This window comes from Novosphingobium mangrovisedimenti (assembly GCF_025153475.1).
GTDB lineage: Bacteria > Pseudomonadota > Alphaproteobacteria > Sphingomonadales > Sphingomonadaceae > Novosphingobium > Novosphingobium mangrovi_A.
In genome coordinates, this window is record NZ_JANZXA010000019.1 from 1 (window position 1) to 14,459 (window position 14,459).

Annotated in this window: 11 protein-coding genes and 1 pseudogene; 7 read left to right on the top strand and 5 right to left on the bottom strand. The window is 62.0% G+C overall.

Going from position 1 to position 14,459, the window contains the following annotated elements:
- Positions 1–198 precede the first annotated feature (198 nt).
- On the bottom strand, positions 199–1,197 hold the full coding sequence (locus NZK81_RS19435; protein WP_260047756.1) for an IS110 family RNA-guided transposase: 999 nt from the start codon (positions 1,195–1,197) through the stop codon (positions 199–201).
- A 72-nt stretch (positions 1,198–1,269) separates the two neighbouring features.
- Between NZK81_RS19435 and NZK81_RS19440 the strand changes: the two genes are divergently transcribed.
- Positions 1,270–2,633 (top strand): IS3 family transposase gene (locus NZK81_RS19440; RefSeq protein WP_260047757.1). Its coding sequence is split into 2 segments (ribosomal slippage): positions 1,270–1,617 and positions 1,620–2,633, totalling 1,362 coding nucleotides; the frame shifts between segments, so codons are not numbered across the junction.
- 425 nt (positions 2,634–3,058) lie between these two features.
- On the top strand, positions 3,059–3,283 hold the full coding sequence (locus NZK81_RS19445) for a hypothetical protein (RefSeq protein WP_260047758.1): 225 nt from the start codon (positions 3,059–3,061) through the stop codon (positions 3,281–3,283).
- A 74-nt stretch (positions 3,284–3,357) separates the two neighbouring features.
- On the opposite strand, the gene NZK81_RS19450 is transcribed toward NZK81_RS19445, so the two are convergent.
- The 4 genes from NZK81_RS19450 to NZK81_RS19465 all read right to left on the bottom strand — a co-directional run bounded on the left by NZK81_RS19450 (position 3,358) and on the right by NZK81_RS19465 (position 7,104).
- A complete protein-coding gene (locus tag NZK81_RS19450; RefSeq protein ID WP_260047759.1) occupies positions 3,358–4,293 on the bottom strand; it encodes a nucleotidyltransferase and HEPN domain-containing protein in 936 nt (311 codons plus the stop codon).
- A 78-nt stretch (positions 4,294–4,371) separates the two neighbouring features.
- Positions 4,372–4,620 (bottom strand): hypothetical protein, encoded by a 249-nt coding sequence (locus NZK81_RS19455; protein ID WP_260047760.1) that lies wholly within the window; start codon positions 4,618–4,620, stop codon positions 4,372–4,374.
- On the bottom strand, positions 4,617–5,816 hold the full coding sequence (locus NZK81_RS19460; RefSeq protein ID WP_260047761.1) for a site-specific integrase: 1,200 nt from the start codon (positions 5,814–5,816) through the stop codon (positions 4,617–4,619). Before NZK81_RS19460 ends, NZK81_RS19455 begins: the two co-directional genes overlap by 4 nt.
- On the bottom strand, positions 5,809–7,104 hold the full coding sequence (locus tag NZK81_RS19465) for a tyrosine-type recombinase/integrase (RefSeq protein WP_260047762.1): 1,296 nt from the start codon (positions 7,102–7,104) through the stop codon (positions 5,809–5,811). The genes NZK81_RS19460 and NZK81_RS19465 overlap by 8 nt, the downstream gene beginning before the upstream one ends.
- A 476-nt stretch (positions 7,105–7,580) precedes the next feature.
- Here NZK81_RS19465 and NZK81_RS19470 point away from each other — a divergent pair, with 476 nt between their 5' ends.
- From NZK81_RS19470 to NZK81_RS19490, 5 genes and pseudogenes are all read left to right on the top strand, one after another.
- Positions 7,581–7,880 (top strand): ribbon-helix-helix protein, CopG family, encoded by a 300-nt coding sequence (locus NZK81_RS19470; protein ID WP_419181722.1) that lies wholly within the window; start codon positions 7,581–7,583, stop codon positions 7,878–7,880.
- Between the two features lie 157 nt (positions 7,881–8,037).
- Positions 8,038–10,140 carry a type IV secretion system DNA-binding domain-containing protein gene (locus NZK81_RS19475; RefSeq protein ID WP_260047764.1) on the top strand — a complete coding sequence of 701 codons (2,103 nt, stop codon included), beginning with the start codon at positions 8,038–8,040 and terminating at the stop codon, positions 10,138–10,140.
- Entirely contained in the window at positions 10,137–13,100 is a 2,964-nt protein-coding gene (gene mobF / locus NZK81_RS19480; RefSeq protein WP_260047765.1) for a MobF family relaxase, read from the top strand. Before NZK81_RS19475 ends, mobF begins: the two co-directional genes overlap by 4 nt.
- A 31-nt stretch (positions 13,101–13,131) precedes the next feature.
- Entirely contained in the window at positions 13,132–13,662 is a 531-nt protein-coding gene (locus NZK81_RS19485; RefSeq protein ID WP_308422620.1) for a lytic transglycosylase domain-containing protein, read from the top strand.
- Between the two features lie 165 nt (positions 13,663–13,827).
- A pseudogene (locus NZK81_RS19490) lies at positions 13,828–14,396 on the top strand (transposase); the annotation flags it as partial.
- Positions 14,397–14,459: the final 63 nt, after the last annotated feature.

Consider the following 14,459-nt stretch of genomic DNA (forward strand, 5'->3'; position numbering starts at 1 on the left):
CGCACCCAAAACCAAAAAGGAAAAATCACCCGCTTGACCCAACCCCCGCATCGCGGGAAACACACATCCACCCGGGTCACTTCTCGATGAAAATCCCGGGTCAACTCTCAGCGGAAATCAACACCGTGCCGTTACACCATCAAGTCTTCCACCTCGCATTCGTAACTTCTGATCAGACTGCGGCCCGCTTCCGGACGGTCAGGCCATTTTGTAGTTTTCGCCGCGTCGCAACATCGCCCAGGCTATGCGAGCAGTCTTGTTCGCCATCGCGACGAGTGTCTTGTTGTGGCCTGCCCTCGATTGCAGTTCCTGCGCCCATTTTGAACGTTGGTCGTCATGCTTGGCGACCCGCAGCAACGCAGATCGCGCACCATGTATCAGCTGGCGCCTCAGGTAATGATTGGCTCTGTTCCCGATACCGCCGAGCCTCGGCTTGCCGCCGGTCGTGTATTGTCGCGGAACCAGTCCAATCCAGGCAGAGAGGGCTCGGCCGGATGCGAAGTGTCGGCCATCATCAATTGCGGCGACTAGAGAGGTTGCGACAATCGGTCCCACTCCGGGTAGCGTAGTCAGGCGTTTGCAACGCTCATCCTTCCTGCAAATCTCAGCCAGCATGTCATCGAGACCTGAGACTCTGGCATCCAGGCCGCGATACTCCTCGGCCAACTTCAGGAACAGGTTCTTCGCCAGGTCCGACAGTTCGGCAGTCTCGACCATCTTGTCGATCTGCAGCCGGAATCGGGATGCACCTACCGGCATGACGACACCATATTCGGCCAAAAGGCCACGAGTGTGATTGATCAGCGCGGTGCGCTGCACGATCAGTCTGTCGCGTGTTCGGTGTAGAGCTTGCAGATCCTGCTGCTCGACACTCTTCAACGGTACGAACCGCATCGTCGGCCTGTTGGCAGCTTCGAAAATGGCTTCGGCATCGACCGCATCATTCTTCGATCCCTTCACGAATGGCTTCACGAAGCGCGGATGGATCAGGTGCACCGTGTATCCCTGCCCCTCGAAGACCCGCCCCCAATGGTGCGAACTGGCGCAAGCCTCCATCGCGACCGATTGCGGTTGCAACTTGGTCACCGCATCGGGCAACTTTGCCCTGCTGACCTTTTGCGAAACCACTTCGCCATCGCCAGTGATCCCATAGATATGAAAGGACTGCTTGCCCAAATCGATCGCCAACATTTGCATGTGATGAACTCCTCGCCTCGGTCGCACTGGCAATATGCTCGGCCCGATTGCGGGAGGCGTCCATCCCATAAGATGAAGCCCAAACCCTCCTTGCGAAAATCGCCAGCAAAGGCCTCTGCCGAAGCCGTGGTGAAAGACATTCGCCGACAGACGCGGCGGCATTTCTCGGCCGAGGACAAGATCCGCATCGTGCTCGACGGATTGCGCGGCGAGGACAGCATCGCCGAGCTGTGTCGGCGTGAAGGCATCGCCCAGAGCCTCTACTACACCTGGTCGAAAGAGTTCATGGAGGCCGGCAAACGCCGGCTCGCGGGCGACACCGCTCGTGCTGCGACCACGGGCGAGGTGCAGGATCTGCGCCGTGAAGCCCGTGCCCTGAAGGAATGCGTTGCCGACCTGACGTTGGAAAACCGCCTGCTCAAAAAAAGCATGATCGCGGATGGGGGCGTCGACGAATGAGGTACCCCGCCGCAGAAAAGCTGGAGATTATCAGGATCGTCGAGCAGTCGCACCTGCCGGCCAAGCACACTCTGGACAAGCTGGGTATTCCTCGCCGGACGTTCTACCGCTGGTATGACCGCTTCCTTGAGGGCGGTCCTGAAGCCCTGGAGGATCGCCCCTCGGCGCCGAGCCGGGTGTGGAACCGCATCACCGAGGATATCCGCGCGCAGATCGTCGAGATGGCGCTCGAGGCGACCGAGCTTTCCCCTCGCGAACTGGCGGTGCGCTTCACCGACGAGAAGCGCTATTTCGTGTCGGAAGCCACGGTTTACCGCCTTCTGAAGGCCCATGACCTGATCACCAGTCCAGCCTATACCGTGATCAAGGCCGCTGACCAGTTCCACACGAAGACCACCCGGCCGAACGAGATGTGGCAAACCGACTTCACCTACTTCAAGATCATCGGGTGGGGCTGGATGTACCTGTCGACCGTGCTCGACGACTACTCGCGCTACATCATTGCCTGGAAACTGTGCACCAACATGCGCGCCGAGGACGTCACTGACACGCTGGACTTGGCCCTCAAGGCATCGGGCTGCGACAGCGCCACGGTCCTGCACAAGCCCCGGCTACTATCCGACAACGGCCCCAGTTACATCGCGGGCGAACTCGCCGAGTACATCGAGGCCCAGCAGATGAGTCACGTCCGTGGCGCCCCGTTGCATCCGCAAACGCAGGGCAAGATCGAGCGCTGGCACCAGACCTTGAAGAATCGCATCCTGTTGGAACATTACTTCCTGCCCGGCGACCTCGAAGCCCAGATCGAGGCGTTCGTGGAGCACTACAATCACCAGCGCTACCACGAGAGCCTGAACAACGTGACGCCCGCTGACGCCTACTTCGGCAGGGCTCCCGCTATCATCAAGCGTCGCGAAACCATCAAGCGAAAAACCATCGAATATCGCCGCTTGCTTCACCGCAAGCTCGCCGCCTAACATCAACCCCCAGGCGAGGCTCGCTCTCCGCTAATCCACGCCCCGATCTGTGCCAAATGTCTCGACGACGGACAGACAGGCACATCGCTCCCCGGCTCGCAACCGGGGAGCACCATGACCACGAGACGTTGAAGCACGCGGGGGAAGGGGGCTGAAACCGCCCCAATAGACAGCGCCCAGCACGAGAGGTTGGAATACTTCTCTCAGAATGCCCATGGTGTCATGCGCCCCGCGTCCACTTCAAGGATGAGCGGTTCCCCCAATTTTGCCGCTGCCTCCACTGCGCTGCGCTACGCTCCGGCCCCGGCAAAATCGGCTCCCCCACTCCCCGCTGCGCGGCGCCCGGGCTGTGCCCGGACGTCCTTGACCCGGCCGCACGCCGCATGAGCCGGCGCCCCTGTCATTCAAGAAGACAGGAGGCTAGCATGCATACGATTTCAAACACCGCACAGGCCGACAACGCCGCCTACTTTGCAGCTTGCACAAGCGCACAGCGCCGCGCACGAAGCAGCTACTTCACGCAGTACGTCATCATTGACCGGGAATTCGGTTACGTCGCGGTGGATGAGGGGGACTACAGCCCCATGCCGATGGAGATGATCGACAGGGTGGTTTACGCCATCACCGGTAAACTCGACGACGAGTTTTGAACGGATCGGGGAGAGGGCCGGACAGGCTCTCTCCCGCGCATCCGTGTGATCGCCCCGGCTCGCTTGATCACCTTTCACACGCCGCGTTCGAATTCCACAGCCTTTTCCAAAGCGGCAAGTCGTTCTGCGCACACGGCGCTTGCGACCTGTCCCAGCGCCTCGATCCTTTCACTGAGCCACTCGATCTCTTCGATCGAAATACGGTAGTGCTTGCTGTAGCGCGCCTTGACGTAGGCCTCCCGGAGCTTGCTGAACATCGCCCGATCCTTGCGGCTCTCTCTCGGCCATACGTCAACAAGCCGGAGATCCAGCGTTTCTGCACGCGTTCTGAGAAATGCAAGGTTGTGATTGTGGGGTGTGTAGAAAGTGCAGACGAGCAGCGTGCCATGATAGAGGAACTCTGCGGCCTGATGCAGGTTGAACACCGCTTCCTTTAACCGCCCCTGTTTTGTGACGTACAAGGCGGTGTCACGCCGACCGGCCGCCGCCGGAAACCACTCGTCATAGTATTCTCGCGCCATCTTGAGCGCGGCTTGTGGCGCCTTCGGCTTTGGCTGATGGAATTCGACATCGTCAGATTCATACAGGGCGATGCCGTCGCGCGCGATGTCCATGAAAAAGTATCGGCCATGGGCGAGGCCGTCATTCACCTGCTGCAGCGAATGGACGATGAAGTTGACCGGGGTACGAAGGCTCCCGGTAATGCTGAATTCGCGTAGGAGCCGGTCATCTAGCTTTGCCCAGTGCTCAGCGCGATCGGTCAACTTGCTGTCGTTGACAACGATGAGGATGTCGAAATCAGACTGGTAGCCCTTTGCCGTGTGCGGCTCATCAACCCAGCCGCCGCGCGCATAGCTACCGTAGAGCACGATCTTCTTGATGCGGCTGCGCTTCTTTCGGTCGCTGGTGACCAGCGAATGGGCATCCTCGAATTCCTCGAAGATGAGCTGGACAACACGTTCGAGTTCGCGTTGTTTTGCCGGAGGAAGATGATCGATATTGGTTCTCACGGGCGTTTCCTTAGCAAGCCCTTCCGAACGATGCACGCCCATGGCGCAGTGCCACGTCCGGAAGGACGTTGTTAGTTTCTATCTGTCGATGTCGGATGCAGCGCGAGAGATTTCCCGGACCGCTATGAGCAGGTGCCGACGGAACTTGCGCCGCGAAATACGCAGCCTTCGACAGATCCTTTCCGGGCTCCAGCCACGGTAGAGCCTGAGCCGGATGACGATGGTCGCAAGCCGGGTCATGCGCGGCGCGGCCCGAAGCCAGATCTTTTGGCCCACCTCCCGCTCGGTCTGGCTCAGTTCGGCATGGTCATGATCGCCATCGGTCATGGCGCGCCTCCACCGGTTCTGGTTTGCGTGGCTGGCTCTTTGCGCCGACGCGCTGGTGGCTCCACCTGATCGAGGATCAACATTCCGATCCGTTCGGCGCTGGCCCTAAGCGTATCGTCTGCCAGGTGGGCATAGCGTGCCGTCGTCTGGATACGTTTATGTCCCAGCAATCGGGAGACGGTGAACAGGCTTTCGCCCGCCATGATGGCATGGCTGACGAAACTGTGCCGGAGGTCGTGGATACGCAGAGTCCCCGGAAGCTGGGCTTCCTTCCTTACCGAGAGCCACACGGTTCTCACCCGTTCGTAGGGCACTGCCTCTCCGAACTGGAACACCTTATGGCGACCGCGCGCGGACGCGCGGCGGCGCCTGTACGAGGTGAAGAACCGGCAGGCTGAGGTTCCAAGCGGAACATCGCGGGCGCCGGTCTTGCTGTCTTGAAGCCGTAGCCGGTCGGGCCGGACATCCTCCCAGCGCAGGGACAGGATCTCACCCACCCGGCATCCGGTGAGGAGCAGGGCTTCGAGAACTCCAGCCGCAGGACAACCGATGTGCGACCTGCGCGCCAGGACGCCGCCGAGACGGGCCATCTGCGGCTTGGAGAGAAACGTGCCGATAGCGCGCCGCCGGTTCAGCCGAATTCCGACCGCCGGGTTCGACCAGTCTGGTGGCAGCATGTCCCACCGCTGAGCCGAGGTGAGCATCTGGCTCAGAATGCCGAGTGCCCGGTTCGCACCGCCCGGGCTGGTCATCCCATAGCGCTCGAACCAGCACACAACATCGCGGCGGGTAATGGTATCGATGGGGGATGATCCGAATGCCGGGAGCAGTTGCAGCCGGACGTAGGTTCGATATGTGCGAAGGCCGGATGGCTTCAGGTTTGCCGCATGACGCAGTTCATGCTGGGCGCACAGTTCCCGGAAAGGCACAGATCGCCTGACGGGTTTTCTGTCTCCGGCCATGAATGCGACCGCCGCCATTCGGGCGGCTTTCACCCCCATGGCCGGGAAGGTCCCAAGGGTCGATCTTACAGGAAGGCCATTGGATCGTTCCCGCACTTCCCATGTCTTGGCGCCGGATGGACGCACGCGCAGACTGAGGCATGCCTGACGTTCGTCGCGCAGTGCATATTCGCGTGCTCCTGGTCGAGCTCTGCTGCAGATGGCGTCGGTCAGGCGCGTCTTGAGGTTAGCCATTTCCCACCTCCGTGATGCTGACCCCAAGCGACCGAACGCACTGCTGCGAACGTGCGCGGGAGGGACGGTGTCGAGTGGGTGAGCGGGCGCCCGGATCGGAGAGGGCGTCATCGATCAGCCCGGAGACGCGGTTCGCCGACCGCTTGATCGCGGAGGTCTGCATGTGCGCATAGACGAGTGTGCTGTCGATGTCGTGGTGTCCGAGCAGGGCGCCAACCACCTTGAGGTCGAGGCCGTTCGATACCCCGACCGCGGCGAAGTGGTGGCGCAGGTCATGGAGTCGAAGGGTGGCAACCCCGGCTGCCTTCCTGATCTTCTTCCATGCGAAGTCCACCGACGATCTTGGGGCATCATCGTTCATACCGGGGAACACGAAGCGGCCGCCGCACAGGGAACGCCGCCGATCGAGAATGGCCACGGCGGGGGCACAAAGCCACACCGTCCTCGGCCCCGATTTCGAGTCTTCCAGAACCGCACGGCCATCTTCTACACGATCCCATTCGAGGGTAAGGATCTCGCTCTTGCGGGCTCCTGTGAGAAGGAGCAGTCGGATTACGTCGCACGGATCAGGGTAGAGCTCGGCGTGCCCTTCGATCGCCTTCCACAGGCGGCGCATGGTGGCAGGCGTGAGGTGACCGCCTCGCTCGCCCCGGGTCTTCTTGCGCAGACCCCGGCAGGGGTTCGAGCCGCCTTTGCGCAGCCCATGATCCTCAGCGTAGAGCATCATCCCGGACAGCGTCGAGAGCGCCATCCGCGCCGCGCTCGTCGTCCGGGTGAGCTCCTGATGCCATTTCATGACCTCGCTTCGGGTGATCGCCCGGACCTGACGAGCACCCAGCGAGGGAAGAATATGGAGGCGTGCCGCCCCCTCCATGACCCGTCCCGTGGACGGTTTCCATCTTCGGTTTTCCCCGAATGCGAGATAGCCCGCCATCACTTCAGCGACGCTTGCCGTCTCGAAATAGAGGTCGGGGTTGTCCTTTTGCGGGGTGGAGAGGGGCACCGTGCAGAACACCCTCGCGGACTGAACGGGAAGAGAGAAGACATCCCCGAGGGTCCTGCGGCGGGTCTTACCTTTGCCGCTTTCAAACACGATCCAGGTTCTCGAACCGGAGGCGCGAAGCCGAAGAGCAAGGCCCAGGGCTTCGCTGTCGTAAATCAGTTTCTCGCCCGTTGAGGGCAGGGGCAGTGAGGCAATGTCTACCCCGACGAGGTCGATCTTTTTGGTGCGGCGCATTGAAGCACTCCATGTCTCCGGCGCCTGCGCGCCGGGGAAGAAGCGCGTCACCGGGACAAGTTCCCGGGGACACGCGGGGAACTTCATGGACAGCCACCCTGCGCACGATTTTGCCGACACCGGGTCCCGCGATCCGGCCGGAAGAAGGACAAGAAAAAGTCCATGACCTTCAGCCTTTTGACCCTCCCGGGCCAGGACTTGCGGGCGCAAGAGCAAGCTCTTGCGTGTTGTCGTCACTCATGCCCCGAGGGGCAATTTTGTAATGCACCGTACGCACCAGTGCTGCGCGAGTTTTCTTTGCTTGTTCAGTGGGTTGGGAAGGGTGCCGTGTCATCCGCCGGCTTGCGTTGGCGTCATACTGGTAGTTTCGCGATGGTGCCTCTCCTTGCCAAGCCTTTGGACTTCTTAGATATTCCTGCGTGTGCCGTGGCGGACAGCGGCATTTCTTGAGTTTTCTGCCGATTTGCGGTAGAGAACTCTCGCTTCATGACATTCTGACGCCGGGCTCCGCACAGCGGAGCAGTGTTATGCAAAGAATAAGCGTGCGCGTGGATGACGCCCTTTACCGGCGACTTCAGCGCCGGGCCTACGGCGCAAACCTCACCTTGTCCGAGTTTGTTCGCCAGGTTCTGGGCGAAGCGGCCGATCCCAACGGGCGCTACATCTATTCCTCGCAGGACGAGGTTCTGGCGACCTCGATCCAGATACTGACCTTGCTTGCCACCTCGATCGGCGCGCGATCGCCCGAACTTCTCGAGCGGGGGATGCTCGATGCCCGTGCGATCCTCGGCGAACGGGGCCTCCTCGATCCGGAGCAGGACCGATGAAGGGGGGCATGTCCGGAGGCCGGCGGCCCCTAAAGGGTGCGGTTTGTTCGTCGCCTGCTGTTCCCCGGTGCGGGCACGGCGCTTTCCCCGATCGGGTCCAACCCGGCCTGTGTTTCGGCGCTGGGGCATTCCCTTTTGCGCAGGAGGGAAGGCGCTCATGAGCATCTTTCGCAACGATACCCTGGGGAGCTGGACGCGCGGCGGGCAGTCGATCGTCCATAACGTTCGCATGACCACGCAGGTCTTTTTCCAGACCGTAATGGCCGGACTGGGATTATGGGTGATCCTGACGGTCTGGTGGGTCCTGGAACATATCAGCGACTATCAGCGCTTCGTGCTCATCAAGCTTCTTGAAGCAAGTATGAAGGTTCAGGCGGCACCTGGAACGAACGATCCCGTCCTCTTCAAGACGCCCGCTGGCTACCAGTACTGGACCTCGGCCGACTGGCTCCTGGCGTCGCCGATCGCGGCGAAGACACTCTATGCCTTTGAAGCCGAATGCATCCGGGGGGCCATATTGTCGGGAGCAGGTTCGCTCGTCGTGCTCGCCTGCGCCTGGTATGCCTTTACCCGCACGGGGAGGGGGCTTGGCTCGAACGAATACTTGCGCGGGGCGCGTTTCGGGACCCTCAGGCAGGTCCGGCGGGTGCTCTCCAAATTCGAGCGAGGCAGCTTCCGGATCGGCGGTGTTCCGGTGCCCGATGCCTTCGAACCGGAACATATCCTCCTGTGCGGCGCCCCCGGCACGGGCAAGACGAACATCATCGTCAAGATGCTCGAGGGCATTCGCAAGGAGGGCAAGCGCGCGATCGTTTACGATACGGCAGGAACCTTCGTCGAGAAGTTCTACCGCCCGGGAAAGGACATCATTCTCAATCCGCTCGATGCCCGAACGGCCCACTGGTCGCCCTGGGGGGACGTTCCGCGTGAATATCACTATGACCAGATGGCGGAATCGACGATCCCCGACAAGGCGGGCGATCCGTTCTGGGCAAGGTCCGCGCGCGGGACCCTTGTCGCGGTCCTGAGGAAGCTTGCGCGCGAAGGCGAGATGCTGGTTTCGGTTCTTCTCGACCGCTTGCTGCGTTCCCGGCTCAAGGACCTGGCCGCCTTCGCAAAGGATACCGAAGCGGCGGCATTCATCAGCATGGAAGGGGACCGGACATCAGCCGGTATCCAGGCCGAGCTTGCATCGGTGATGCGCAGCTTCTCCTACCTCGACGATACCCGCACCGGGCTCTCCATCAGAGACTGGGTGAGCAACGAGGAAGGGGACAACTGGCTCTTCATCACGGTGAAGGCCGACCAGCTTCCCTCCTTGCGCCCGCTCATCACCGTCTGGCTCGATATAGCCATCTCGGCGATCATGAGCATGGCGCCGGATCACCGGCGTCGCCTCTATTGCGTCGTTGACGAGCTACCCACCCTGCAGAAGCTGCCGTCCCTGTCGGACTTCCTGGCCCGCGCGCGCAAGTACGGCGGCTGCGGTGTCCTCGGCTTCCAGTCCTACCCGCAACTGGAAGCGACTTACGGCATCCAGGATGCCGCGGCGATCACGGGCTATTGCTCGACCTGGGTCGCGCTTCGGGCGAACGATACGCCCACAGCCAAGCACGTTTCGGAAAACCTGGGGCAGGTCGAACAGATCGAGGCGAACGAAGGCATGTCCTACGGCGTCAACGACATGCGCGACGGGGTGAACCTCTCGCGCATGCAGGTGACGCGCCCGCTCGTCATGCACACCGAGGTCACCAATCTGCCCAATCTTTCGGGCTACCTGCGCTTCGGCCGGGACCTGCCGGTGGTGCGGTTCAAGGACAAGTTCAATTCCTTGCCGACGATTGCCGAAGGCTTTGCGGAACGTGTCGATCCTCCGCTGCGTGACGGAGACGGCGCTGCGATCATTGCTGCCCTACGGGCGCAAGAGGGACCGTATGTGTGCTCCGAACCCGGTGAAGCGGGCACTGCGAATGGAAATCCAGGCCGGCGCGAGCCGCGACGCAATCCAGGTAGAAAGTCCGGCGATGCAGATGGGCAGCCTGATCTATTCGAGAATGCCCCTCCGACGGATGGTCAGCCTCCCCGCGAACCTGTTCCCCCCGTATCGCCGGATACGGGCGAGGCCATCCCGGACGACAGTCCAGGCCAACCACGCGAAGTGCAGGACTTCACCCTCGGCGCGAAGCGCGGCCGCCCGCGTATCGAAATCGATGTCTATGACCGGGCTGGCGGGCCGCAGCGCAAGGCCCGGCCGGCATGATCCATCCCCGCCGTCTCAAGGGCACTTCGGGCAATATCGCGCGTTACTATACGATAGGCGATTATTACACCAAGGGCGGCGACGAACCCAGCCAATGGGGAGGAAAGCTCGCGCCTGAGCTTGGCCTTGAGGGCAAGGTCGATCCCCATGTCTTTGCCGAACTGCTTGCCGGCCGCGTAGCGGGCCAGCAGCTTGGGCGGCATCGTGGAGACGGGGAGATCCAGCACCATCCCGGATGGGATTTTGCCGTCAATGCGCCCAAATCGATTTCGATCATGGCGCTGGTTGCGGGCGATAGCCGGATCATCGAGGCGCACGAGCGCGCGGTGACCACGGCGCTCCTCTATCTGGAAGAACATGCCTCGCTCCGCCGGCGCAAGGACGGCGAGATCATACACGAAACTACCGGGCGATTGCTTTTCGCGCGCTTCACCGAGCATGCAAGCCGGGACCTGGATCCGCATCTTCATACGCACGTCGTGGTTCTCAACATGACCAATCGTGAAGGAGGCGGGCCGATGGCCAGCCTTGAGACCCGGGCCATGTTCGCCGAGCAGATGGTGGCAGGCCAAGTCTATCGCAACGAGCTTGCACGGGACCTGCGCGAACAGGGCTTCGAGATCGAATTCGACCCGCGCAGGGGGCTCTTCGAAATCGCCGGGGTGCCGAAGGACTTTATCCGCGATACGTCGCAGCGTTCCCGAAAGATCGATGCTCATGCGCAGGAGCATGGCCTGGCCGGGCAGGCCGCACGGCGTGCCTCCTTCTACGAAACGCGCGGTGCCAAAGTGAAGGTGGGGCTCGACGATCTGAAAGCGCAATGGGCCGAGCGCGCGAAACCTTATGTGAAGGAGCTGGCTGACCTTGGTTCCCAAGCGGCGGACCGCGAGGGGCAGGGGCTCGAGTTTGATCCCATGGCGAGCAGGCGCGCAGCCCTGTTCGGAATCCGTCAGGCGGAAACCCGCGAGGCCGTCTCCAACCTAGGCTCACTCTACCGTCATGCGCTGGCAAGCCATGTCGGGGAGGTCGGCCTCACCGATGTGCGCCCGCTCATCACCGAGCATGAAGCACGGCGCAAGCTGCTCGCGGCGCGCGAGCCGACCGGCGATCGCCCCCTGACCCGGGGGCGCACAACGCGGCGCAGTGCCCGCCTCGAGCAGGCATTGTCGCGCGAACTGGCCCTTGCGATGGACGATGCCCGGCCCATCGCTTCGTCCGATCGCTTGCTGGTCCGGCTCGAGCGGGCCGGACTCAACCCGGCGCAGGAACAAGCGCTGGTCATGCTCGCATCGTCGCGCGACCGTGTCACGGGACTCCACGGCGTCGCCGGTGCAGGCAAGTCGACCTTGATGCGAACGCTTGCCGAGGCGGCCGAACCTGGAACGCGCTTTCTTGCTCTGGCGCCGACGTCCTCGGCCGCCGCCAATCTAGGCGACGGGGCACGCGTTGATGCCAGAACCGTGGCCAGCCTGTTGGCAGGCGGCGGGCACGGGATCACCGATACCCACGTCCTGCTGGTCGACGAGGCGGGGCAACTGGGGAACCGGCAGGCTCAACGCCTGCTCCAGATAAGCCGGGAGACAGGCGCGAGGCTCATCCTGCTGGGGGACAACCGGCAGACTGGAGCGATCGAGCAGGGCAAGCCGTTCTGGCTCCTTCAGCGCCTGGGACTCCCGACCGCCGAGCTGACGGAATCGATGCGGCAGGAAACGCGGATGATGAAGGCCGCGGTGACCGAAGCCCGCGCCGGTAACTATGCCTCCTCTATGGAAAAGCTCGACAAGGTGGTCAGCGGGGTAAGCGCGGAGCGCCTGGCGCGAGGGCTCGTCGAGGAATGGACCCGGCTCGGGTCCGAGACTCGCCAGACGACCAATATCCTCGTGCTCGAGAACAAGACCCGGATTCTCGTTAACGCGAAAATCCGCGGGACTTTGAAGTCCGAGGGCGCGATCGCGGCGGAAGATGTTCGCCTCTCGGTACTCACTCCAGCGGGGATGACCGCCCAGGAAAAGCACTTGGCGCGCTTCTATTCTGGCGGGCAGGTCGTGATGTTCGCGCGCGACCTTGCGGCTCCCGGTATCGCCCGCGACACCGAATACCGCGTCGTCGGTCTCGCCCAGGATGCCAATGGCCGCCAACTCGTTCGGCTTGTCGATGAGAACGGGCGCATGATCCGGTGGGACCCGCGCCTCGGGCAGGCGCGTCACGTCAACGTGTTCGACCGCAAAGAGCGTGAGTTGGCTGAGGGGGATCGTATTCAATGGCGACTGGTCAATCGCGAACTGGACCTCAAGAACGCCGAGCGCGGGACGGTAGAGAAGCTGGAAGGGGGGCTTGCCACTATCCGCTGGGACCGCGGGGAGCGCGTCCAGACCATCGATCTTTCGCGGCACAAGACCTGGGACCACGGCTATGCCGAGACGGTCTATTCCGCGCAGTCGAAGACCTATGCCCGGATCTACGTGCTGGCGCCGGTCAATTCCGCCCTGGTCAATGGGCAGAACTACTATACCGCGATTACCCGCGCACGCCTGGGCGTCAAGCTATGGACCGAAAGCGAGAAGAAGCTGGTCGAGAAGCTGGAGGCCCGGTCCGGTGAGAAGACCTCGGCGCTGGAAGGGCTTGGCCGGCTCGATCGCGATACCGTCCGGGCCTACGCCGATCGTCATGCAGGCCGTCTGGCGCAGGCGCTCGAGGACCAGCAACATCGTCGCCAGGACCGGCGCGACCAGCTGCTGGAACGTCAGCTTGATCAACGCCGCTCACCGCAGGGCCTGGGTGAGCATCTCGCAGAAGGCGCGCGCGGCATTGCGGAAATCATGGATCGTATCCTGAAGTCGGCACTTGACCGCCGAGCCAGCACCGGCCGCAGTCATGCGCACGCAGGCAGGGGACATGCTTCGCCAGCCGCAGATCAAGATCACCAGAAATCCAACGATCGGTCCGGTTTTGACCGCTGATGCCATTGCCTGACTGTGAAGGAGTTCGTCCATGATCGCCAATGTCCTTCGACCAACGCTATTCGGGCAGGTGTCTCGTCTTTGGTTGCCAGCGTCGGCGTTCATGTTTTTGGCAACACCGGTCCATGCCGCGGTACGCAAGTCTGATGAGGCCCGTATTGCCAGTTGCATTCACGGCGCCGCAGCGGGCCGTCCCTGGCTTGAAAAGACCCTTTGGGGCCTGCGCGACCAGGAGGCGGGCTGGATCGGTGCCGAGGTCGGAAACACCAACGGCACGCACGATCTGGGCCCCTTGCAGATCAACACCAGGTGGGTATCAAGGATCGCCGCGCTCGTGGGTCGGCCTGCGCCCGAGGTTCGCCATTGGCTGCGCTTCGATCCCTGTTTCAACGTGGAGGCGGCCCGCTGGATATTTCTGGCCGCACTCAAGGATACCGGGGATTTCTGGAAAGCTGTAGGCATCTATCACAGCCCGACGGCCTGGCGCCAGCGTCGATATTCGCTGAGCGTGGCGAAGCGCATGCATCAGAGATTTGGGAAAGATGTCTACAGCGATCCGTAATTTCTGACCGCACACGGCTTGAAGTGTTATGCTTGTCTGCAATAGAAAGTACTCGGCCTTTCTGGAAGGTGCGTGATTTTGGACTGCTCTGCCACCTGAAAACTGGGCCATTTGCGGGTACAGCTTTCCGCCGTAGATTTCCTTGGCTGGGCGAGGAGGTTTGGCGTGAAGGCATCGAAGTTTACGGACGCGCAGAAGGCGTTCGTCATCAAGCAGGGCGAGGAGGGAGCGCCGGTTGCTGAGATCTGCCGCAAGGCGGGGATCAGCCAGGCGACCTACTTCAACTGGAAGAAGAAGTATGCGGGGCTGATGCCATCGGAGATGCGGCGGCTGCGCGAGCTGGAGGATGAGAACAGCCGGCTCAAGAAGATCGTCGCCGATCTGACGCTCGATCGCGAGATGTTGCAGGATGTCATCAAACGAAAGCTCTAAGGCCGGATCGGAAGCGCGAGCTGGTCGACGGGATGCTGGCGGACTGGAGTGTGTCGATCCGGAGGGCCTGCCGGGTTCTGCCGTTCGATACTTCCAGTTATCACTACCAATCCCGCCGCACCGATCCGGCCTTTCTGAAGAAGCGCATCAAGGAGATCTGCGAGACGCATGTCCGCTACGGCTATCGTCGGGTGTATTACATCCTGCGTCGCGATGGTTGGGCCGTGAACTTGAAGAAGGTTTATCGGCTTTATAGGGAGTTAGGCTTGCAGCTGCGCAACAAGACACCCAAGCGGCGCGTACCTGACTGTGCCTGCGGCGTCGGTTCCGAACTGGAAGGGGAATCTTGTTGAGGAGACACCGCA

Bases quoted from the DNA above. Each gene is read 5' to 3' on its own strand.
- NZK81_RS19435 (WP_260047756.1), bottom strand. From the start codon at position 1,197: ATGCAAATGTTGGCGATCGATTTGGGCAAGCAGTCCTTTCATATCTAT.
- NZK81_RS19445 (WP_260047758.1), top strand. From the start codon at position 3,059: ATGCATACGATTTCAAACACCGCACAGGCCGACAACGCCGCCTACTTT.
- NZK81_RS19455 (WP_260047760.1), bottom strand. From the start codon at position 4,620: ATGACCGATGGCGATCATGACCATGCCGAACTGAGCCAGACCGAGCGG.
- NZK81_RS19460 (WP_260047761.1), bottom strand. From the start codon at position 5,816: ATGGCTAACCTCAAGACGCGCCTGACCGACGCCATCTGCAGCAGAGCT.
- NZK81_RS19470 (WP_419181722.1), top strand. From the start codon at position 7,581: ATGCAAAGAATAAGCGTGCGCGTGGATGACGCCCTTTACCGGCGACTT.
- NZK81_RS19475 (WP_260047764.1), top strand. From the start codon at position 8,038: ATGAGCATCTTTCGCAACGATACCCTGGGGAGCTGGACGCGCGGCGGG.
- mobF (WP_260047765.1), top strand. From the start codon at position 10,137: ATGATCCATCCCCGCCGTCTCAAGGGCACTTCGGGCAATATCGCGCGT.
- NZK81_RS19485 (WP_308422620.1), top strand. From the start codon at position 13,132: ATGATCGCCAATGTCCTTCGACCAACGCTATTCGGGCAGGTGTCTCGT.